The organism is Streptosporangium sp. NPDC020145 (genome assembly GCF_040631275.1).
Lineage (GTDB): Bacteria > Actinomycetota > Actinomycetes > Streptosporangiales > Streptosporangiaceae > Streptosporangium.
This window is the reverse complement of the sequence record NZ_JBEXZT010000008.1, coordinates 61,795-80,277: the sequence shown is the minus strand read 5'-3', so window position 1 is coordinate 80,277 and position 18,483 is coordinate 61,795. Positions and strand designations below refer to the sequence as shown.

Below are 18,483 nucleotides of genomic sequence, written 5' to 3'. Positions count from 1 at the left end.
GGGCTTGGCGCTGGTATGGCATTTTCTTTCGTGTCCGTACGATATAAAATGGAACGCTCTAGGCATCTGATCCGGATTTACCGGAGTCTCGAAAACCTTTTACACCGATCTTCAAACGGGATGGTCAAGGGGCGCGGTGACGTTCGCGTGCCCCCATGTCAGAGGCGGGCCGGACGGTCGCCGCCCCGCCCGGCGCTTCTGAAGGACCCTTCAACACCGGCCCCGTCTCCCGTGTCCCGGGTGGTCGCCCCGGGACACGGGAGAGCTCTCGCGGCGTCTCTCACAGGCCTCTCACAGCGACGACGTCTGCGCGGGACGCACACCGCGCACCAGACGGCCGACCTCGCCGCGCAGCCGTACGAAGTCGGGGTGCTCCCTGGTACCGATCTGGTCACGGGGGCCTGGCAGGTCGACCCGGAGGTCACCCACCACCCTGGCCGGGGCCTTGGAGAGCACCACAACGCGGTCACCGACGTAGACGCTCTCGTCGATGTCGTGGGTGATGAGCAGGATGGTCATGTTGTGCAGACCGCGGACCAGCAGGGTCAGGTCCTCCAGGTCCTCACGGGTCTGGGCGTCGACGGACCCGAAGGGCTCGTCCATCAGCAGCAGTTTCGGCCGGTAGGCCAGGGCGCGGGCGATGGAGACGCGCTGCTGCATGCCGCCGGACAGCTCCCAGGGATACTTGCTCCCGGCCGAGGCCAGGCCCACCTGTTCGAGTGCCTCGGCTGCCGAGAGCGCCCGCTGTTTCCTGCCCTGGCCCTTACGGCGCAGCGGCAGCGAGACGTTGTCGGCGACCGACATCCAGGGGAACAACGAGCGGCTGTAGTCCTGGAAGACCACGGCCAGGTCGTCCGGGATCTGCGCGACGGGGGTGCCGTTGAGCGTGATCCGGCCGCCCGTCGGGCGCAGCAGCCCGGCGATGGAGCGCAGCAGGGTCGACTTGCCGGACCCGGAGGGCCCGACGATGCACACCAGCTCCCCCTCGGCGACGCTCAGGTCGACACCACCGAGCGCGTTGTGGGCGGAGGGGCCGTTTCCGTAGGTGTGGGTCAGATTGGAGATCTCAAGCACGGAGGTTCCTCAGGTTGTCTGCTTGGCGGCGCGGTGCCAGGACAGGACCCGTCGCTCGGCGGTGAAGAACGCCAGGTTCAGCACGTAACCGAGCAGGCCGAGCACCACGAGGGAGCCCCACAGGCCGGGTGGGTCGAAGGCGCGCTCCGCGTCACGGAGCTGGAAGCCGATCCCGTTGGTACTGCCCACCAGTTCGGAGACGACCATGAGGATCAGGGCGAGGGAGAGGCTGAGCCGCAGGCCCGCGAAGATCTTCGGGGTCGCGGAGGGCAGGATGACCCGCCAGAGCCGTTGCCGGCGAGAGAATCCGAAGACCCTGGCGGTCTCCACGTGCTGGCGGTCCACGTAACGGGCGCCCTCGACGGTGTTGAGCAGCACCGGCCAGACGACGCCGAACACGATCGTGGTCAGCTGCATCGGGGTGCCGATGCTCATCAGCGGGATCAGCAGCGGCAGGAGCATCGGCGGCGGGACCGCCCGTCCGAAGTGGACGAGCGGATCGACGAAACGCGCCAGGACGACCGAGCGGCCCAGCAGCACGCCGAACACGACGCCGACGACCCCGGCGAGGATCCAGCCGGCGAAGAGCCTGGCCAGGCTGGGCGGGAAGTTGTCCAGGGCGGCGTCGCTCAGCCACAGGCGACCGGGGGGACCGGTGAGCCACAGCTCCCGCATCCTGACCGCGATCGTGGTCGGCGGAGGGAAGAAGGGGTTGTCCGCGGCCCGGGTGCCCACCTCCCACAGCACCAGCGCGACGGGAACCGGCCACAGGCGGACCAGGGCGCGTCGTACGTTCACGAGGCCACCCCCGCCCGTGCGGTGTGCCAGCGGAACAGTCTCCGCTCGGCCCCGATGAACAGGCTGTTCGTCACCACACCGAGGATTCCCGCCCAGACGGTCGCGGCGATGATGAGCTCAAGGCCGTCGGGGCTGCTGCCCGCCTTGAGGACGTAGGCGCCGATGCCGTCCGAGCCGCCGGCGAGCAACTCGGCGCTGACGGCCAGGATGAGCGCGATGCCGCCCGCGAGCCGTACGCCGGTGGCGATGAACGGCGCGGTGCTCGGCAGTGAGACTCGCCACAGTACGGCCAGCGGCCCGAAGCCGAAGCTGCGCAGGGTCTCCTTGGCCACCGGGTCGACGTCCCGCAGGCCGTACATCGTGTTGATCAGGATCGGCCAGCACGAGGCGTAGAAGATCACGGCGATCTTGAGGTCGAGCCGGTCGGGGAAGAGCAGGATCGCCAGCGGGATGAGAGCGACGGAGGGGATCGGGCGGAGGAACTCGATCAGCGGCCGGGCCGTGGCCTCCAGCCTCGGCAGGCTGCCGAGCAGCAGCCCGAGCGGGACCGTGACGGCGACGGTGAGGAGCAGGCCGAGGGTCCAGGCGAGCATGGTGGCCGCCACGTTGGTCAGGAACTCCTCGTCGACGGCGAGTTCGGCGGTCCTGGTCAGGATCGTCGAGGTCAGCGGCAGGACGTCCGGGTCGATCAGGCCCGCCCTGCCCGCGGTCTCGGCCAGGATCAGCAGCGCCGTGACCCCGAGCGCGCCGCAGAACACCCTGTTGCGCAACAGGGCCCGACCGCTCACCCGACCTGCTCCGCGTGAGACGTCCGGCTGATGGGTCCGAGGCGCATGGGGTCTCCTTAGGGGGCGATTGGCCGTTCGGGCCTGATCCGCCGGAAGCCGTCATGCGATGGAGATGGTCCAAGAAAGCGCAGGATGAGGGGGCTCCCGGCCGTGCAGCAGCGTAGCGGAGGGGGTGTGCTTAATCGCAAGTATTGGCTAATAGGGGTAAATCGGACAAATATGGACTTTTGATGTCGGGTTTTCGGACGGGCCGGTGGCGAATCGGAGCGTTCCAAGCTCTCCGGCCGAAGGGGCGATGACATGTTGTGAAAGAGTGGGCGCCGGGGCGGATATCCCCGTATAAATCTGCTCGGGAGGCCCGGTGGGGGTTGCCCGGTTGCAAGCATCTAGTCCCGATTGCCCATAAGTTGCGACTTATGGGCTATTGGCCGAACTGTTCGGGCTATGCTCCAATAACCCTCGCCCCAAGGATGCATCCGCGTCACGTGAAGATCAGATGCATGACAGGATTCCCCTCCAATCAGACAAACGAGGAGAGGTAGCGGAGGCCAGTGAGGACGGCAATCCCCAGTGAACGCGAATCCGGGCTGGTTGCTGCCCAGGTCTTCGGTGAGACGGAGGCGCAGGAGGACGGCGCCCAGGCGGTGAAGGCCACCAAACGCGGGCGGCGTGACAGCACCCGTGAGAACGGCAGCAGGTTCGCGTTCAGGAACTGGCGCGTGCGGTCGCGACTGATCGCACTCATCGTCATCCCCACGACCGCGGCGATCGTCCTCGGCGGGCTGCGCGTGGTCGCCTCGGTCAACAACGCGGCCGAATACGAGCAGGTCAGGGTGGCCGCGGAACTCTCGGCCGACCTGAGCGGCCTGGTGCACGGCCTGCAGCTCGAACGCGACCTGGCCGCGAGATACGTGGCCCAGGGCCGTCTCCGTGGCGCCCGCGCCAAACTCGACGACCAGTACGGCGTCGTCGACAAGATCGTCACGGTCGTGCGCGAACGGCTGCGCACCGCCGCGGCCGGTGACTTCGCCTCCCGGGAGCGGGAGGACATCGCGCAGATGAGCACCCGCCTCGACGAGCTCGCCAACGTGCGCAAGACCGTCGTCGGCAGCGCGCTGCCCGCCCAGCCCGTCATCCAGACCTACTCCCAGACGATCGGCGACCTGCTCGCGCTCCACGAGAAGATCGTCCAGGTCGACGCCGACCAGTCCCTCAGCAGCAGCGCGGCGGCCTTCGCCGCCCTGGCCAGGGCCAAGGAACAGGCCTCAAGAGAGCGGGCCGAACTCGCCGTCGCCCTCGCCAACAGGCAGTTCAGCACCGAGGGCCTCGACGAGTTCATCGTCGCCCGCGCCCAGCGCGACAGCGAACTGGCCGCCTTCAGGGGCGAGGCCTCGCTGGACCAGCGCCAGTTCTACGACGACACCGTCAGCGGCCAGAAGGTCGACCGAGCCGAGTTCATCCGCCTCAGGTCCCTCGTCCTGGCCACCGCCAACGCCCCCCTCGTCGGCGTCAGCGCGACCGGCACCGGCGCGGGCGACCAGACCCAGTGGTTCGACGCCTCCAGCGTCATCATCGACAAGATGCGCACGGTCGAGAAGGCCGTCGCCGACTCGGTCATCACGCAGAGCCGCACCCTCCAGGAGGCCGAGCAGCAGGGCGCGATGATCGCCGGAGGCGCCAGCGGCCTGCTGCTCCTGCTGGTCCTCATCGTCACCACGATCATGGCGCGCTCACTGGTCAGGCCGCTGCGCAGGCTCCGCACCGAGGCCCTGTCCGTCGCCGAGCAGCGCCTGCCGGAAACCGTCCAGTCGCTGCGCGAGAGCGGCGACGCCGACTCGGTCAAGGTCCAGCCCATCGGCGTCAACTCCGACGACGAGATAGGTGAGGTCGCGCGCGCCTTCGACGAGGTCCACCGCGAGGCCGTACGGCTCGCGGGCCAGGAGGCCACGCTGCGCAGCAACGTCAACGCGATGTTCGTCAACCTCTCCCGCCGCAGCCAGACCCTGGTCGAACGCCAGCTGTCCCTGATCGAGAGCCTGGAGCAGGGCGAACAGGACGAGCACCGTCTCGGCAACCTGTTCCGCCTCGACCACCTCGCCACCCGCATGCGCCGCAACAGCGAGAACCTGCTGGTCCTCGCGGGCCAGGAACCCGCCCGCAGGTGGAGCCAGCCGATCCCGCTCATCGACGTCGTGCGCGCCTCGCTGTCCGAGGTCGAGAACTACGAGCGGGTGGCCCTGCACCTGTCGGCGGGCGTCTCCGTCGTCGGAACCTCCGTCAACGACGTCGTGCACCTCATCGCCGAGCTGGTGGAGAACGCGATCTCCTTCTCTCCCAAGGAGACGAAGGTCGTCGTGTCCAGCAACCGGATCGACGGCGGTGGCGTGATGGTCTCGGTCGCCGACGTCGGCATCGGCATGACCGCCGACGAGCTCACCCAGGCGAACTGGCGTCTGGCCAACCCGCCCGTGGTCGACGTCTCGGTCTCCCGCAGAATGGGCCTGTTCGTGGTCGGCCGCCTGGCCCTGCGCCACGGCATCCGCGTCCAGCTCAGGCAGCAGGACAGCGGTGGCCTGACCGCCATGGTGCTGATCCCGGAGAACCTGCTCTCCGACGCCGACTCCCGTCAGGCGCCGGTCACCAACGGCGGCGGCGACTGGTCGGCGGCCATGGGCCCGCAGGAGCGGGCGGTGATGGACCGCCCGCCGCTGCTGGCCAGCCCGACCCTCGACCCCACCCAGTCGGCCTTCACCTCCTTCGACGTCACCCAGAGCCCCTTCGACCAGTTCGACGTACGGCAGCAGCTCGCCTCCTTCGAGGCGCCGAACAGCCCCGCCGGGATCGACCACTTCAGCCAGTCGCCCTTCGACAGCGTGTGGTCCGGCCAGGTGCCGCAGCAGGGAGGGGGCCCGAGCTGGTCGAACCTCTCCTCGGACGCGACCGGCTGGTCCGGCTCCCCGCGCCCGGGTGAGCCCGGCGGGCCGGGAGGCTGGCCGATCGCCTCCCAGCCGGACACGAGCGTGTGGCCGGACGCGCCCGCGCGCGGCGACTCGGGCATCTGGAGCAGCACCCCCGCCAAGGAGAACGACGGCTCCTGGCCCGGCCCGCCCGGCCAGAACGGACGTCTCTTCGACAGCAGCGTGTTCGAGCCCTCGGACAACACGGGCCCGCTGCCCGTCGTTCCCGAGCCCTCGCTCATGGAGGAGGCGAAGGAGGAGTTCCTGCCGATCTTCGCCGCCGTCGAGTCCGACTGGTTCAAGAAGGTCGAGCCCACTCCCGAGAAGCCGGAGAAGGTGGAGGAGCCCGGGGCCGTCGTCCCGCCCCCCGTGGCCCCGCCCTCCGACGTCTGGTCCTCGCCCGCCGACGCGGGCTGGCAGGCGGCACGGGCGGCCAGTGAGCCGACCCTCGGCGGGATGACCGGAGCCGGGCTGCCCAAGCGGGTGCCCAAGGCGAACCTGGTTCCCGGTACGGCCGCGCCCGGCTCGGCCGCGGCCCCCCAGACCCCCGCGTTCAGGCCTTCCGTCTCCCCTGAAGCGGTACGCAACCGCCTGGCGAGCTTCCAGCAAGGAGTACGGCAGGGCCGCGCGGTCGCCAGGGGCGAAGTCGGTGAGGGACAGCCCTATCCCGACTTCAGCCGTGACGTTGAAGGAAACGAGGAAGACCGGTGAGCGAGCTCGCCCCGGTCGCCAAGGAGGATGACACGTGCGCGAAATGAGCCAGGCCGCCCGGGGGGTCAACTGGCTGATCACCGACTTCGTGAACAACGTCCCAGGCGTTGCCCACACGGTCGTTGTGTCGGCCGACGGCCTGCCGTTGGCGTATTCCGATGGATTCCCCAGGGACAGGGCCGACCAGCTCGCGGCGGTCGCCGCCGGGCTGATCAGCCTGACCCAAGGCGCCTCCAGGGTCTTCGAGGGCGGAGCGGTCACCCAGACCGTGGTCGAGATGCAGCGAGGACTGCTGCTCATCATGTCGATCAGCGACGGCTCCTGCCTGGCCGTACTGGCCGCGGCCGACTGCGACATGGGTCTCGTGGCCTACCAGATGACCCTGCTTGTCGAACGAGCGGGCCAGGTGTTGACACCGGCGGTCCGCGCCGAACTCCAGGCCTCACACCCCCGGTGATGGCGACGACCATAGGAGGATGCCGTGGCAGGCCGCGGCTGGCCCGGTGAGGGGGACCCGCTAGGCGGGCCTCCCTACCAGTCCATGGACGACCCCCACCGGCAACAGGGTGGTCCTTCACATCTCATGCAACCGGCACCCGTGGAGCAGAGCTCCCTGGTCAGGCCGTACGCCGTCACCGGAGGGCGAACCGCCCCCCGGACCCAGCTCGCCATGGAGGCCCTGGTCTCCTCGGCGACGTCCGCGCACCACGATCTGTCCAACCGCACGCCGGAGTACCAGGCCATCAGCGCCCTGTGCCGGCAAGTGCGCTCGGTCGCCGAGATCTCCGCGATGCTCCGCATCCCGCTCGGCGTCACCCGGATCCTGGTCGCGGACATGGCGGCTGAGGGACTGGTCCAGCTGCACCAGCCGCAACTGGACGCGGGCAAGCCGGATCTCAACCTGCTGGAAAGGGTGCTCAGTGGACTTCGCAGGCTCTAGCCGCGGCGGCGGCCTGACATCGACGAAGATCGTCGTCGCCGGTGGCTTCGGTGTGGGCAAGACCACGTTCGTGGGAGCGGTCTCCGAGATCCTGCCGCTGACCACGGAGGCGGTGATGACCGACGCCAGCGCCGGCATCGACGACCTCGGCCTCACCCCGAACAAGACGACGACCACGGTCGCGATGGACTTCGGGCGCGTCTCCCTGGACCGGGACCTGATCCTGTACCTGTTCGGCACGCCGGGCCAGCACCGGTTCTGGTTCATGTGGGACGACCTCGTGCGCGGCGCCATCGGCGCAATCGTGCTCGTCGACACCCGGCGGCTGGCCGACAGCTTCCCGGCGATCGACTACTTCGAGGAGGCCAAGCTCCCCTTCGTCGTCGCGGTCAACGGCTGGGACGGGACCTACCTGCACGGCGAGGAGGAGGTGCGCGAGGCGCTCACGCTGGCGCCGCACATCCCGATCTCGCGCACCGACGCGCGCTCCAGGGACGCGGTGAAGGCCACGCTCATCACACTGGTCGAGCACGCCCTCACCATGCGGATGGCCGTCCCCGGCTGGGGCCGCTGAGACAGTCTCGCCCGGCCGGGGCGCCCGGGACCCGAACCGCGACCGGCGGTCCCGGCGTCTCGTCATGTCCACTGTGTGTCACTGTGCGCCCACCGTGCGCCCACCATGTGCTTGTCGCGCGCCCACCGCGTGTCCATCGTGTGCCCATCGTGTGCCCACGGCCGTCACGGCCCCGGACGTCCCGGCGTCCGTGCCTCCTGCCCGGTTCCGCGAGAGCGGGCGCGGTCTCCCGCGGGACCGGGCAGGAGGCACGGACGTACCGTCGCCGCCCGCGCGACCGGTACGTCGCGGGCATACCACCGTCTCGCGAGGGCGTGTTCCGCCCTCTCCAGCGGATAGGCTGGGATGTCGAGTCGCAGACCCGAGAGCGCAGAGGCTGGCCAATCACGTGTTCGAGACGCTTTCCGACCGGCTGACATCGGTCTTCTCCTCCCTTCGTTCCAAGGGGCGCCTGTCCGAGGCCGACATCGACGCGACCTGCCGCGAGATCCGCATCGCGCTGCTTGAGGCCGACGTCGCGCTGCCGGTGGTCAGGACGTTCGTGGCCCAGGTCAAGGAACGGGCCAGGGGCGCCGAGGTGTCCCAGGCGCTGAACCCGGCGCAGCAGGTCGTCAAGATCGTCAACGACGAGCTGGTCGAGATCCTGGGTGGCGAGACCCGGCGGCTTCGCTACGCGAAGAACCCGCCGACCGTCATCATGCTCGCGGGTCTCCAGGGCGCCGGTAAGACCACCCTGGCCGGCAAGCTCGCCCGCTGGCTGCGTGAGCAGAACCACACGCCGCTGCTGGTCGCCGCCGACCTGCAGCGCCCCAACGCGGTCCAGCAGCTCTCGGTCGTCGCCGAGCGCGCGGGCGTGGCGGTCTACGCCCCCGAGCCCGGCAACGGCGTCGGCGACCCGATCGCCGTGGCCCGCCAGTCGGTCGAGCACGCCAGGCGCCAGCAGCACGACATCGTCATCATCGACACCGCGGGCCGCCTGGGCATCGACCAGGAGCTGATGAAGCAGGCCGCCGACATCCGCGACGCGGTCTCCCCGGACGAGGTCCTGTTCGTCGTCGACGCCATGATCGGTCAGGACGCGGTCTCCACCGCCCAGGCCTTCATGGAGGGCGTCGGCTTCGACGGCGTCGTGCTCACCAAGCTCGACGGCGACGCCCGGGGCGGTGCCGCCCTCTCGGTGCGTCACATCACCGGCAAGCCGATCATGTTCGCCTCGACGGGTGAGAAGCTTGAGGACTTCGACGCCTTCCACCCGGACCGGATGGCCTCCCGCATCCTCGACATGGGTGACATCCTCACCCTGATCGAGCAGGCGCAGAAGACCTTCGACGAGCAGGAAGCCGCCAAGATGGCGGGCAAGCTCACCTCCGGCGAGGGCTTCACGCTCGAAGACTTCCTTGAGCAGATGATGATGGTCCGCAAGATGGGCCCCATCAAGAACCTGCTCGGCATGATGCCCGGCATGGGGCAGATGCGTGACCAGATCAACCAGGTCGACGACCGTGACCTGGACCGCGTCGCCGCCATCATCCGCTCGATGACCCCGGGCGAGCGCCAGAACCCCAAGATGATCGACGGCTCCCGCCGCGCCCGCATCGCCAAGGGCTCCGGCGTCAGCGTGACCGAGGTCAACAACCTGGTCGTCCGGTTCTTCGACGCGCAGAAGATGATGAAGCGCATGGCGGGCGGCCTGGGCATCCCCGGCATGCCGGGCGGGCGCAAGAACAAGGGCGCGCAGAAGAAGGCCGCCAAGGGTCGCAGGGTCAGCGGCGACCCGCGCAAGGCCGCGCTCGGCAAGAACGCCTCCGCCGCGGCCCCCGACGCCCCCGGCGCGGGCGGCGCCCTCGGCAGGCTCGGAGCCGGTCAGCTTCCTCCCGGCCTTGAGCTCCCGCCGGGCTTCGACCCCTCGAAGTTCAAGCTTCCCGGCCAGAAGTGACCGGAGACGACCGGTTCCATCGGCGGGCCAGATGGATCTGGGTGGCCATCATGGTCGGATTCATCATCATGACGGCCCTCGAACTGCTGGGGGTGCGCCCCCGGTGAACGTCCTCTCCCGGCCTCGGGCGGGGGAGGACGGCGCTTCTTCCGGCTGAAACGGGTCCGAGGACGGCCGCCTCGCCCATGGCGGGGGCTTCGTGGTGGCCGCCCGGCGCCGCGAAGCGGGCCGCACGCCCACCGCGCACACGCGGATTACCGAGATTTGCCGTCCGCGTGCCGTGCGGGATGGGGCGTCGTTGGTCGGGCACCTCTGTGCGTCTGGCAGAATGACATGTTGGAACATCGTGGTCACGTGGGTGCCCTCTCACCCCCGCGTGCCGCGCCTGTCCCCTGAACGGTCCTCTCCTCGTACCCCACTCGATGAGACGCCGCTCACCCACGCTCTAATGCAGGAGAGACCACACCCGTGGCAGTCAAGATCAAGCTCAAGCGGCTCGGCATGATCCGCAACCCGCAGTACCGCATCGTCGTCGCCGACAGCCGCACCAAGCGTGACGGCCGGGCGATCGAGGAGATCGGTCTGTACCACCCGAAGGAGAACCCTTCGCGCATCGAGGTCAACGCTGAGCGTGCGGCCTACTGGCTGGGTGTCGGCGCGCAGCCGACCGAGCCCGTGCTGAAGCTCCTCAAGCTCACCGGCGACTGGCAGAAGTTCAAGGGCGAGGCCGCTCCGGCTCCGCTCAAGGTGGCCGAGCCCAAGGCCGACCGCCACGCCCTCTACGAGGCCGCGGCCAAGGAGGCGCTGTCCCTGGACAACGCCACCACGCCGAGGAAGTCCGCCAAGAAGGCGAAGGCCGACGAGCCTGCCGCCGAGGCCCAGGAAACGGCCGCGGAGGAGAAGCCGGAAGGCGAGGCCTGAGGTGCTTGAGGAGGCCCTCGAGCACCTGGTGAAGGGCATCGTCGAACATCCCGACGAGGTCCAGGTTCACGCGCGCCGCATCCGCAGCGGTCGTGTGCTTGAGGTCCGGGTCCACCCCGAGGACCTCGGCAAGGTCATCGGCCGTGGCGGCCGTACGGCCAAGGCGCTCCGCACCGTGGTGAACGCCCTGGGCGACGGCAAGTACATCCGGGTCGACCTGCTCGACCTGAACGAGGCCCGTTAGAGGTCCCTCTCCCCGGGCGTTCCGGTCCGGGGAACGGGGTCAGGCACCCACATGAGATCCACCGGCGAACGGGTCACCCACCCAGTGTGGGTGGCCCGTTCGTCTTCTCACACACCACTATCTCGGGAGGCGGGCGTGCAGCTTGTCGTAGGCCGGATCGGCCGTCCCCACGGACTTCGCGGCGAGGTGTCCGTCGAGGTGCGCACCGACGACCCGGAGCGGCGCTTCGCTCCCGGGGCCGCCATCGCCACCGACCCCGCCGCCGCGGGCCCGCTCGTCGTCCGGTCGAGCCGCAACCACGCCGGGGTCCTGCTGGTCAGGTTCGAGGGCGTCGACGACCGCGACCGGGCCGAGGGGCTCAGGGGCACCATGCTCGTCATCGACTCGGCGGACATCCCACCCTCCGACGACCCGGACGAGTTCCACGACCACCAGCTCATCGGCCTGACCGTGCTCACCCCCGACGGGGAGCGCGCCGGTGAGGTGTCCGACGTGCTCCACCACGGGCAGGACCTGCTCGTGGTGCGCAGGCAGGGCAGGGAGGTCTACGTGCCGTTCGTCAAGGCGCTGGTGCCCGTGGTCGACCTGGAGAAGGGGCACCTCGTCGTGGACGCGCCCGCAGGCCTGCTCGACCCGGACGAGGCCGTCTGACATGCGCGTCGACATCATCTCGATCTTCCCCGAGTACTTCGCGCCGCTCGGCGTCTCCCTCATCGGCAAGGCGCGTGAGCGCGGCATCCTGGACGTGCGCCTGCACCAGCTGCGCGACTGGGCCCACGACGTCCACCGCACCGTGGACGACACCCCCTACGGCGGCGGCCCCGGCATGGTCATGAAGCCCGACCCGTGGGGCGAGGCCATCGACGCCGTCCTCTCGACCGGCCAGGACGCGCCCGCCCGGATCATCGTGCCGACCCCGAGCGGCGTGCCCTTCACCCAGCGGCTCGCGATGGAGTACGCCGCCGAGCCGTGGCTGCTGTTCACCCCCGCCCGCTACGAGGGCATCGACTCCCGCGTCATGGCCGAGTACGGCACGCGGACGCGGGTCGACGAGGTCAGCGTCGGCGACTACGTGCTGGCCGGTGGTGAGGCCGCGGTGCTGGTGATGGTCGAGGCCGTGGGACGGCTGCTGCCCGGGGTGCTCGGCAACGCCTGCTCCGCCGTGGACGACTCGTTCGCGCCGGGGGCGATGGAGAACCTCCTTGAGGGACCCGTCTACACCAAGCCCCCCGAGTGGCGGGGACACGAGGTCCCCGAGATCCTGCTGTCCGGGCACCACGGCCGGATCGCCAGGTGGCGGCGGGACGAGGCGCTGCGCCGTACCGCGAGAAACCGGCCCGAGCTGCTGGCCGCGCTCGACCCGCGGGGCCTGGACAAGCACGACCTGAAGCTCCTGGCGGAGCTGGGACAGCCCGCTCAGGAGGGCGACCACCCGGTCTGACGTGCTGATTTCCGGTCGGTCGGAGAAATATGGCAAACTGAAGCGTTGCCGCTTGCTGTCCACGGGTTGGCGCGCGCAACCGGGCGGACGGCCCGGTTCCCAGACACATCCAATTCAGCACGTGTGTCCATCGCGATGCCGCCCGCCGCGGCCGGATGAACCTCCACGTGCTCATCTAGACGAGGTACCACTGTCATGCACACGCTGATCAGCGAGATCGAGAAGGCCTCGCTCCGTTCCGACATCCCGGCCTTCCGCCCCGGCGACACGCTTGAGGTTCACGTACGGGTCATCGAGGGCAACCGGTCCCGTATCCAGGTGTTCAAGGGCTTCGTCCTGCGCCGCCAGGGCGGTGGCTCCCGTGAGACCTTCACCGTGCGCAAGGTCAGCTACAGCGTCGGCGTCGAGCGCACCTTCCCGGTGAACAGCCCGGTCATCGAGAAGATCGTCGTGGTGACCCGCGGTGACGTCCGCCGCGCCAAGCTCTACTACATGCGCGACCTGCGCGGCAAGGCCGCCCGCATCAAGGAGAAGCGCGAGGCTCGCTGACGCGCCCGCATTCGAACGTTCTGGCCCGCTCCGCCGTCGGTGGTGCGGGCCATTCGCATGCAGGAGGGTTTGACCTCCTATGGCGGACCCATAGCTGTCAGGTAACCCGGCGGGCGGCTGACCGGCGCTTTCCATCATCTAGGCTCGTCACCGATGACTAGCGAAGACCGGGAGTCCGGCGCAGCCTCGCGTCGACCTGTCGAGGACGAGGTGGGCGTGATCGCCGGAGAGACCCAGACGAACGCCGAGGGCGGCCGGGACGAGCGGGCCGATGGCGAGGGCAAGAAGAAGGGGGCCTTCTGGAAGGAACTCCCCGTCCTGATCGTCGTCGCGCTGGTGCTCGCGCTCGTCATCAAGACCTTCGTGGTCCAGGCGTTCTACATCCCGTCGGAGTCCATGGAGAACACCCTCCTGGTCAACGACCGTGTCCTGGTGAACAAGCTCGTCTACCGGGTCCGCGACATCGAACGCGGTGACGTGGTGGTCTTCTCCGGCGTCGACTCCTGGGACAGCGAGGTGAACATCGAGGAGCCGGCCAACCCCGTGGTCGCCTTCTTCAGGTGGGCCGGTTCCGCCTTCGGCGTCGTCCCGGGCGAGAAGGACTACATCAAGCGGGTCATCGGAGTGCCCGGTGACACGGTGAAGTGCTGTGACGCCCAGGGACGGGTCACGGTGAACGGGGTGCCGCTCGACGAGAAGGCCTACCTCTATCCCGGCAACGTCCCCTCCGACAGGACCTTCAGCGTTGAGGTCCCGCCGGGCCGCCTGTGGGTGATGGGCGACCACCGCTCCGTCTCCCTGGACTCCCGCCTGCACATGGGTGACCCCGGCGGCGGGAGCATCCCCATCGACAAGGTCATCGGCCGGGCCTTCGTGATCGTGTGGCCCTTCTCAAGGGCCGAGATCATCCCCATCCCCAGCACCTTCAACCAGCCGGCCCTCAAGGCCGCCGTAGCGGCGGGGGAGGCAGTCCCCTTCGTGGCCGGTTTCGCGGGGGCCGTGCCCCTGGTGCTGTGGCGCCGCCGGCGTTCGAGGCGGTAGCCGTACCCCATGACCGTGGAACCCGAGAACAGGCCCGTCACCCCCGAGGACGAGCCCTCCCCCCAGCCTGAGAAGAAGGGCTCGAAGAGGAAGAGCCTGATCGAGTCGGCGCTCCTGCTGCTGGGCGGCGTGCTCGTGGCGCTGCTGCTGCGCCTGATCGTCCTCGACTCCTTCGCCATTCCGTCGGAGTCGATGGAGAACACCCTGATCAACGGAGACCGGGTGTTCGTCAACAAGCTGTCCGGCACGCCCGATCGTGGCGACGTCGTCGTCTTCAAGGGCTGGGACGGCGAGGACACCATCAAACGGGTCATCGCGGTCGGCGGCGACACGGTGAAGTGCTGTGACGCCCAGGGGCGGATCACGGTGAACGGGGTGCCGCTCGACGAGAAGGCCTACCTCCACCCCGACGACTTCCCCTCGGGTGAGAAGTTCGAGAAGGTCGTGCCCAAGGGGCGGCTGTGGGTCATGGGAGACCACCGTTCGGCCTCCGCCGACTCCCGGACGCACGAGGAGCAGGAGGGAGAGGGCACGATCTCGGAGAAGGCGGTCATCGGCCGGGCCTTCGCGATCTACTGGCCGTTCTCCAGGGTAGGACTGCTCTCCACGTCGGAGACCTTCACCAAGCTGAGATAGCGGTACCGAATGGTCCGGATGGGGCGTACTCTCTGCTCATGGTCGCTATGTCTGCCGTGGTGCGATGACGATTGCGTTCCGTCCCACGCCCAGCGTGGTCCGGCGCGACTCAGGCCTGTACGGCTATGAGCGGGCTCTGGCACGCCGTGGCCTGGGCCCGGTGGCCGGGGTCGACGAGGCGGGCCGGGGAGCCTGCGCGGGACCCCTGGTGATCGCGGCGGTCGTCCTCGGGCGCAGGATCGAGGGGCTCGGCGACTCCAAGACGCTCACGGCCTCCCGGCGGGAGGCGCTGTACGACCGGATCATGATGACGGCCAGGACGTTCAGCGTAGTGACGATCTCTCCGAAGGAGATCGACAGGCGCGGCCTGCACAAGTCGAACATCGAGGGAATGCGCCGTGCCGTCGCGCGGCTTTCCTTCCATCCCGGCTACGTGCTCACCGACGGCTTCCCCGTCCCCGGCCTGCCGGTTCCCTCGCTGGGTGTCTGGAAGGGGGACCAGGTCGCCGCCTGTGTGGCGGCGGCGTCGATCGTGGCGAAGGTGACGCGAGACAGAATGATGATCGCGCTCCACGAACGCCATCCCGTGTACGGCTTCGCGGAGCACAAGGGGTATGGCACCGTGGATCATCGCAGAGCACTGGAGATGTACGGTCCGTGCCCCGACCACCGTTTCTCGTTCGCGACGGTGGCGAGGTCCAGGCCGGGTGAGGTGATGGGTGAAAATGAAATGGGGGCCGGTGTCGTCTGATCAGACGGCCCGGGAAGGGCGTGCGACAGGAGGACCGGTATGAGCGCAGAGGATCTCGAAAAATACGAGACCGAGATGGAGCTGCAGCTTTACCGTGAGTACCGCGACGTCGTCGGTCTGTTCACCTACGTGGTCGAGACCGAGCGGCGCTTCTACCTCACGAACTCGGTCGATCTGGACGTCCGTACCGCCGAGAACGGTGACGTGTTCTTCGACGTGAAGATGCAGGACGCCTGGGTCTGGGACATGTATCGGCCCGCGAGGTTCGTCAAGAACGTCCGCGTGGTCACCTTCAAGGACGTCAACGTCGAGGAACTCGCCAAGCCCGACCTGGAGATGCCCAAGGAGGGCTTCTCGAACTGAGCCCGTTTGCGCCCTCCCGGTGTCTTTCGCCGGGATCTCCTCCGACGTCCTCCGCTCCGGGGGACGTCGGCTGTCCACAGAACGCCGTTCGGTCCGTCGTCTCCGGGCGGGAACGCGCATCCTCGATGCGTGAGATCCTTCCTCGTCATTCTGCTGGTGGTGCCGCTGTTCGCCCTCCCGGCGGCCGGGGGCACCCGCGGCGCGTCCCCTGACACCGTCTCCGCCCGGTGGGGCCGGCCGCTCGTGGGGCGTCTCGTCGTGCTCAGGGGGTTCGACCCTCCGGCTCGGCCGTGGCTGGCCGGCCATCGGGGGGTCGACCTCGCCACGACCCCCGGTGCGGAGGTGCACGCGGCCGGTGCGGGGACGATCGGTTACGCGGGGCCGCTCGCCGGACGGGCGGTGGTGACGGTGCTTCACCCCGGCGGCCTGCGGACGACCTACCTTCCCGTCCGCCCCTCGGTACGGCGTGGCCAGCGGGTGAGCCGGGGCGAGGTCATCGGCGTCGTCCAGGACGTTTCCGGCCACTGTCGTACGGCCTGCCTGCACTGGGGCCTGTTACGGGACCACTCCTACCTCGACCCGCTCCTCCTGCTGGGACAGGGACGGGTCAGGCTGCTCCCGGTCTGGCCCGTGGGACCCCGGTGATCCGGTGCCCCGTCGGCCGGCGGATCACCCGTGCTCGGCGGCCGTGGAGACAACGGGCCGCCCATGTCCGCAAGGGGCGAGGCCGACGGGTCGCCTCGGCTTCGACGGTCAGCGGGGTGTGGTGGGGTCATCCGGGCTTGACGGGGATGCCGGAGATGACAGGGATGCCGGGCTTGACGGGGGCGCCGGGCGTGACGAGGGTGCGGCGCGGGAAAACCCGGATGACACCGGAGCCGGAGACGGCGATCATCATGCCAGGGCGCCAGGAGACCGGCATGGCGGGAAACCGGCGCCTCAGGAGGCCGGGGTTCCGTTCTGGAACGGCGTCGTCAGAAGACCGGTATGTCGGGAAGCCCGTCTGCCGGGAGGCCAACGTGCCGGGAGACCGGTACGTGGGGCAACCAAGCGTCAGGAGTGTGATGATCCATCGGATGACCGTCGCGGGGCTGTTCCCGCCCCCGGACTACGCGCACGCGGTCGTGGTCGAGGCCGGTCAGCGGCTGGCCTTCATGGCCGGTGCCGTCCCGCTGGACGGTGACGGCGGCCTTGTCGGGGCCGGTGATCCGGTCGCGCAGACCCGGCAGGTGCTGGCCAATCTGCGGACCGCGTTGCAGGCGGCGGGCAGCGACCTGAGCCATGTGCTGTCCAGCACCGTTTACGTGGTGGCGGACACCCCCGAACCCCTCGGCCGGGTGTGGCAGGTCGTGCGTGAGTCCGGCCTCGCGGAGGGCCCGCACACCTCGACCCTGCTGGGCGTCTCGTGCCTGGGATACACCGGCCAACTCGTGGAGATCACCGCCGTGGCCGCGATTCCCTGAGCGCGGCCTCCCGGGGCAGGACGTCCGGAAAGTGACGGGAGGCGATGGAGGTCGGGGGGCGACGACGTCGAGAGACCCGGTGGGGGCGAATACGACGCCGGTATACGACAGCCATGGCTCGCCCTTCGCTGGTTTCGTCCGGGTTCCCGGTAGGGCCTCCTTGGCCTCGTGACGCGTTTCGCGCCGATCCCCCAAAGCCCCTCGTCGCGGCGAGAGGGAGTCAGCCTCCCGGTGATCTGTTCGGGCGCAACCGCCAGCCTTTCGCGACACGTTCCACGTATCCGGCGGCGGCCAGGCCGCCCAGGCAGGACAGCACGGTCTCCAGATCGACGCCCGCGGCCGTCGCTATCACGGCCGGGCCGGCTCCCGTACGGGCGGGGATGACCTCCAGGACCTGACGGGTCTCCGGGTCCAGCCGGTCACGGGGGAGCACGGGCCCCCGGACCTCGGGGGCGAGATCGTCTCCCATCACCCCGACGAGCTCGATCATCTCCGCCGGGGTGGTGACACAGACCGCGGCCCCCTGACGGATCAGCCGATGACACCCGGCCGACATCTCCGACGTCACGGGCCCGGGGACGGCGGCCACGACGCGGTTCAGCGAGGTCGCGTGTCCGGCGGTGTTCAGCGCCCCGCTGCGCACGGCCGCCTCGATCACCAGGCTTCCCCGTGACAGCGCCGCGATGAGACGGTTGCGGATCAGGAAGCGTGGCCGGGTGGGGCGGGCGCCCATCGGGCACTCGCTCACCAGGAGCCCCTGCGACCGCACGGCCGCGAACAGGTCGTGGTGCGCGCTGGGATAGGCGACGTCGGTGCCGCAGGCCAGGACCACGACGGTCGGCGCCCCGCTTTCGAGAGCGCCGCGATGAGCCGCCCCGTCTATGCCGTAGGCGCCCCCGGAGACGATGCTCCAGCCGCGTTCGCCGAGTCCGGCGCCGAACTCCGCGGCCATGTGCGTGCCGTACGGCGTGGCCGCCCTGGAGCCGACGACGGCGACGGAACGCAGGCAGGAGAAGCGGAGGTCCGCCTCCCCGTTGAGCCACAGGCCGTACGGCGCGCGCTCCTGGAGGTCGTTCAGCTGGGTCGGCCATTCGGGATCTCCCGGAACCACCAGTCTGGCCCCGAGCCGTTCTCCCGAGGCCAGGTCCTGGGCGGGATCGGCTGCTTCGAGACGGGCCGCCCATGAGGAGAACATCCGGCCGAGCCGTTCAACGGCCCGTTCGCCGCCCGCACGGGACGAGGAACCGTGACGCCGGATCGGCGAACCCCCGGACGCGGTGAGATCACCAGGGGAGC

Annotated in this window: 21 protein-coding genes; 16 read left to right on the top strand and 5 right to left on the bottom strand. The window is 69.4% G+C overall.

Going from position 1 to position 18,483, the window contains the following annotated elements:
* Positions 1 to 291: 291 nt before the first annotated feature.
* The 3 genes from ABZ463_RS17150 to ABZ463_RS17140 are packed head-to-tail and all read right to left on the bottom strand — an operon-like array spanning position 292 to position 2,660.
* A complete protein-coding gene (locus ABZ463_RS17150) occupies positions 292 to 1,074 on the bottom strand; it encodes an ABC transporter ATP-binding protein (protein ID WP_362776951.1) in 783 nt (260 codons plus the stop codon).
* Positions 1,075 to 1,083: 9 nt separating this feature from the next.
* Positions 1,084 to 1,872 carry an ABC transporter permease subunit gene (locus tag ABZ463_RS17145; RefSeq protein WP_352009538.1) on the bottom strand — a complete coding sequence of 263 codons (789 nt, stop codon included), beginning with the start codon at positions 1,870 to 1,872 and terminating at the stop codon, positions 1,084 to 1,086.
* A complete protein-coding gene (locus ABZ463_RS17140; RefSeq protein ID WP_362776947.1) occupies positions 1,869 to 2,660 on the bottom strand; it encodes an ABC transporter permease subunit in 792 nt (263 codons plus the stop codon). Before ABZ463_RS17140 ends, ABZ463_RS17145 begins: the two co-directional genes overlap by 4 nt.
* 551 nt (positions 2,661 to 3,211) lie before the next feature.
* Here ABZ463_RS17140 and ABZ463_RS17135 point away from each other — a divergent pair.
* The 15 genes from ABZ463_RS17135 to ABZ463_RS17065 all read left to right on the top strand — a co-directional run bounded on the left by ABZ463_RS17135 (position 3,212) and on the right by ABZ463_RS17065 (position 16,369).
* Positions 3,212 to 6,328 (top strand): nitrate- and nitrite sensing domain-containing protein, encoded by a 3,117-nt coding sequence (locus ABZ463_RS17135; protein ID WP_362776945.1) that lies wholly within the window; start codon positions 3,212 to 3,214, stop codon positions 6,326 to 6,328.
* A gap of 43 nt (positions 6,329 to 6,371) precedes the next feature.
* Positions 6,372 to 6,785, top strand: coding sequence for a roadblock/LC7 domain-containing protein (locus ABZ463_RS17130; RefSeq protein WP_197048434.1), 414 nt, complete (start codon positions 6,372 to 6,374; stop codon positions 6,783 to 6,785).
* Positions 6,786 to 6,911: 126 nt separating this feature from the next.
* Complete coding sequence (locus ABZ463_RS17125; protein ID WP_352009535.1) at positions 6,912 to 7,268, top strand: DUF742 domain-containing protein; 357 nt, start codon at positions 6,912 to 6,914, stop codon at positions 7,266 to 7,268.
* Between the two features lie 13 nt (positions 7,269 to 7,281).
* Complete coding sequence (locus ABZ463_RS17120; RefSeq protein WP_031158879.1) at positions 7,282 to 7,842, top strand: ATP/GTP-binding protein; 561 nt, start codon at positions 7,282 to 7,284, stop codon at positions 7,840 to 7,842.
* Between the two features lie 388 nt (positions 7,843 to 8,230).
* A complete protein-coding gene (ffh, locus tag ABZ463_RS17115; RefSeq protein ID WP_352009534.1) occupies positions 8,231 to 9,778 on the top strand; it encodes a signal recognition particle protein in 1,548 nt (515 codons plus the stop codon).
* Positions 9,779 to 10,246: 468 nt separating this feature from the next.
* Complete coding sequence (gene rpsP / locus ABZ463_RS17110; RefSeq protein ID WP_352009533.1) at positions 10,247 to 10,699, top strand: 30S ribosomal protein S16; 453 nt, start codon at positions 10,247 to 10,249, stop codon at positions 10,697 to 10,699.
* A 1-nt stretch (position 10,700) separates the two neighbouring features.
* Positions 10,701 to 10,943 carry an RNA-binding protein gene (locus ABZ463_RS17105; RefSeq protein ID WP_184713302.1) on the top strand — a complete coding sequence of 81 codons (243 nt, stop codon included), beginning with the start codon at positions 10,701 to 10,703 and terminating at the stop codon, positions 10,941 to 10,943.
* Between the two features lie 135 nt (positions 10,944 to 11,078).
* The gene (rimM, locus tag ABZ463_RS17100; protein WP_352009532.1) at positions 11,079 to 11,594 is read left to right on the top strand and encodes a ribosome maturation factor RimM; all 516 of its coding nucleotides are present in this window, start codon (positions 11,079 to 11,081) and stop codon (positions 11,592 to 11,594) included.
* A gap of 1 nt (position 11,595) precedes the next feature.
* Positions 11,596 to 12,384 carry a tRNA (guanosine(37)-N1)-methyltransferase TrmD gene (trmD, locus tag ABZ463_RS17095; protein ID WP_352009531.1) on the top strand — a complete coding sequence of 263 codons (789 nt, stop codon included), beginning with the start codon at positions 11,596 to 11,598 and terminating at the stop codon, positions 12,382 to 12,384.
* A 195-nt stretch (positions 12,385 to 12,579) separates the two neighbouring features.
* Positions 12,580 to 12,933, top strand: a complete 354-nt coding sequence (gene rplS / locus ABZ463_RS17090; RefSeq protein WP_352009530.1) for a 50S ribosomal protein L19 — start codon at positions 12,580 to 12,582, stop codon at positions 12,931 to 12,933.
* Positions 12,934 to 13,086: 153 nt separating this feature from the next.
* A complete protein-coding gene (gene lepB, locus ABZ463_RS17085; protein WP_362776939.1) occupies positions 13,087 to 13,974 on the top strand; it encodes a signal peptidase I in 888 nt (295 codons plus the stop codon).
* Between the two features lie 9 nt (positions 13,975 to 13,983).
* Entirely contained in the window at positions 13,984 to 14,610 is a 627-nt protein-coding gene (gene lepB / locus ABZ463_RS17080; protein ID WP_362776936.1) for a signal peptidase I, read from the top strand.
* Positions 14,611 to 14,674: 64 nt separating this feature from the next.
* Positions 14,675 to 15,361: a ribonuclease HII gene (locus tag ABZ463_RS17075; RefSeq protein WP_352009527.1), complete on the top strand. Its 687-nt coding sequence runs from the start codon at positions 14,675 to 14,677 to the stop codon at positions 15,359 to 15,361.
* A gap of 39 nt (positions 15,362 to 15,400) precedes the next feature.
* Positions 15,401 to 15,724, top strand: a complete 324-nt coding sequence (locus ABZ463_RS17070; RefSeq protein WP_012888569.1) for a DUF2469 domain-containing protein — start codon at positions 15,401 to 15,403, stop codon at positions 15,722 to 15,724.
* A gap of 129 nt (positions 15,725 to 15,853) precedes the next feature.
* A complete protein-coding gene (locus ABZ463_RS17065; RefSeq protein WP_362776932.1) occupies positions 15,854 to 16,369 on the top strand; it encodes a M23 family metallopeptidase in 516 nt (171 codons plus the stop codon).
* 127 nt (positions 16,370 to 16,496) lie between these two features.
* Here ABZ463_RS17065 and ABZ463_RS17060 read toward each other — a convergent pair whose 3' ends face one another.
* On the bottom strand, positions 16,497 to 16,646 hold the full coding sequence (locus ABZ463_RS17060; RefSeq protein WP_362776929.1) for a hypothetical protein: 150 nt from the start codon (positions 16,644 to 16,646) through the stop codon (positions 16,497 to 16,499).
* Positions 16,647 to 16,788: 142 nt separating this feature from the next.
* Here ABZ463_RS17060 and ABZ463_RS17055 point away from each other — a divergent pair, with 142 nt between their 5' ends.
* Positions 16,789 to 17,187 (top strand): RidA family protein, encoded by a 399-nt coding sequence (locus tag ABZ463_RS17055; RefSeq protein WP_352009524.1) that lies wholly within the window; start codon positions 16,789 to 16,791, stop codon positions 17,185 to 17,187.
* A gap of 220 nt (positions 17,188 to 17,407) precedes the next feature.
* On the opposite strand, the gene dprA is transcribed toward ABZ463_RS17055, so the two are convergent.
* On the bottom strand, positions 17,408 to 18,382 hold the full coding sequence (dprA, locus tag ABZ463_RS17050; protein WP_352009523.1) for a DNA-processing protein DprA: 975 nt from the start codon (positions 18,380 to 18,382) through the stop codon (positions 17,408 to 17,410).
* Positions 18,383 to 18,483: the final 101 nt, after the last annotated feature.

Bases quoted from the DNA above. Each gene is read 5' to 3' on its own strand.
- ABZ463_RS17130 (WP_197048434.1), top strand. From the start codon at position 6,372: ATGAGCCAGGCCGCCCGGGGGGTCAACTGGCTGATCACCGACTTCGTG.
- ABZ463_RS17125 (WP_352009535.1), top strand. From the start codon at position 6,912: ATGCAACCGGCACCCGTGGAGCAGAGCTCCCTGGTCAGGCCGTACGCC.
- trmD (WP_352009531.1), top strand. From the start codon at position 11,596: ATGCGCGTCGACATCATCTCGATCTTCCCCGAGTACTTCGCGCCGCTC.
- rplS (WP_352009530.1), top strand. From the start codon at position 12,580: ATGCACACGCTGATCAGCGAGATCGAGAAGGCCTCGCTCCGTTCCGAC.
- lepB (WP_362776939.1), top strand. From the start codon at position 13,087: ATGACTAGCGAAGACCGGGAGTCCGGCGCAGCCTCGCGTCGACCTGTC.
- lepB (WP_362776936.1), top strand. From the start codon at position 13,984: ATGACCGTGGAACCCGAGAACAGGCCCGTCACCCCCGAGGACGAGCCC.
- ABZ463_RS17075 (WP_352009527.1), top strand. From the start codon at position 14,675: ATGACGATTGCGTTCCGTCCCACGCCCAGCGTGGTCCGGCGCGACTCA.
- ABZ463_RS17070 (WP_012888569.1), top strand. From the start codon at position 15,401: ATGAGCGCAGAGGATCTCGAAAAATACGAGACCGAGATGGAGCTGCAG.
- ABZ463_RS17060 (WP_362776929.1), bottom strand. From the start codon at position 16,646: ATGCCGGTCTCCTGGCGCCCTGGCATGATGATCGCCGTCTCCGGCTCC.
- ABZ463_RS17055 (WP_352009524.1), top strand. From the start codon at position 16,789: ATGATCCATCGGATGACCGTCGCGGGGCTGTTCCCGCCCCCGGACTAC.
- dprA (WP_352009523.1), bottom strand. From the start codon at position 18,382: ATGTTCTCCTCATGGGCGGCCCGTCTCGAAGCAGCCGATCCCGCCCAG.